This is a genomic window from Kribbella sp. NPDC050820, assembly GCF_040653975.1.
Classification (GTDB): domain Bacteria; phylum Actinomycetota; class Actinomycetes; order Propionibacteriales; family Kribbellaceae; genus Kribbella.
In genome coordinates this window covers 1-1,289 of record NZ_JBFAHB010000174.1, presented here as the reverse complement: position 1 = coordinate 1,289, position 1,289 = coordinate 1, and the positions used below count along the sequence as shown (strand labels likewise).

Here is a 1,289-nt window from a genome sequence, read left to right as displayed (position 1 = left end):
TCGACGTGTCCCAGACCCAGCGGAGAAGAACAAAGGCCGGTCAAAGCACCTCTTGACCGGCCCCGCTCCTTCAGGGATGACCTGCGGAAACGCAGCTCAGGGCCTGTCTCATGCTGTCCGGCTGTGTCCGGCTGTCACCGGCGATCTACGGATGTCCCTCCCGAATACGTCCCAAAGTGAGGAAGCTCGCGGGAGCCGATCGAGTGCGCCTGCTGGGTCCCTCGCCTGGACGGGATGCCGCCTTGCGACGGATCCGACATCATTCAGGGGTGTCGGTCCTGGTGCTCACCGGGGCCGGCTACGCAGCATGGATCAACCAGGGGGCCTGAATGACGAGCGCGACGACATTCCGTAGCAGGGCTGCGTCTCAACGCGAGTTGCGGGACATCAAGAGCGAGTTGAACGACCTCCGGGAAGCTCACGGTCGCGAGGACAGACGCGCCTGGGTAAAGCCAGCACTTGTGTCCAGTGCGATCACGCTCGTAGTGGCGATGATCGCGGCGTGGGGAACCTGGTCGGCCACGCGATTTAGCGCAGATGAGGACCGGGAGAAGGAGAGCCGAGAGAAGCGGTCGCAGATCTACGCTGAGTATCTCGCCGCGGCACGGTCCTACCTGAAGGCCCGGGGAGCGATGACGAACGTGGACAAGGTGGCCGCCGTACGCATGCGAGCACTTGAGGCCGCCATCGCTGCAAGAGCGCCAGCTGCACGGATCGCGATCATCCGCAGGGACGCAGATCGCATTACAGCTATGCAGGACCAGCTCAGCTCCGAAGAAGCGACCGCGGAAACCTCGTTCTTGAAGCAGGCCGATTTGATCTACGTCTATGGCAGCGACGACGCTTGGCGGGCGAACCTGGCGGTCAGTCGCGCCGCAGGCGGCATCGACGATGCGGGGACGGAGACGCCGTTCAACTTTGACGCTGCTAACGCTGCATTACGCGAGTTCCAGGGAGTGTTCTGCAAGGAAGCCTCAGCAACTCCGCGGAAGGGGTGTGGCCAGTGACGCAGCCACTTCAGACGGCGGCGATGGGCTGAAGAACCCGCCTCAGACCTGTTGAACGCAGGTCAGAGGCGGGTCAGCAATCGTCATGTCCGGATGCGACCTACTACCGGTCGGCCGTCCTCTCAGGTACACGCAAGTTCAGGCCGCCTGGGGAGTCGGTCGAGAGCGCTGCCTCGATCCGTCGCTTAGCCTGGATCCACCGATGGACTGGGGTGAGTTGGCTGGGGTGAGCGTGCCGTAACGCGAGAATGCCCTTGCGTGCTGGGAGATTGGGACTTGCGA

General features: G+C 63.3%; 1 protein-coding gene. It reads left to right on the top strand.

Features of this window, described 5'->3' with window-relative positions; genetic code table 11:
• The first annotated feature begins 329 nt into the window (after nt 1–329).
• Complete coding sequence (locus AB0H36_RS48070) at nt 330–1,007, top strand: hypothetical protein (protein ID WP_360539130.1); 678 nt, start codon at nt 330–332, stop codon at nt 1,005–1,007.
• The last annotated feature ends 282 nt before the right edge of the window (nt 1,008–1,289 follow it).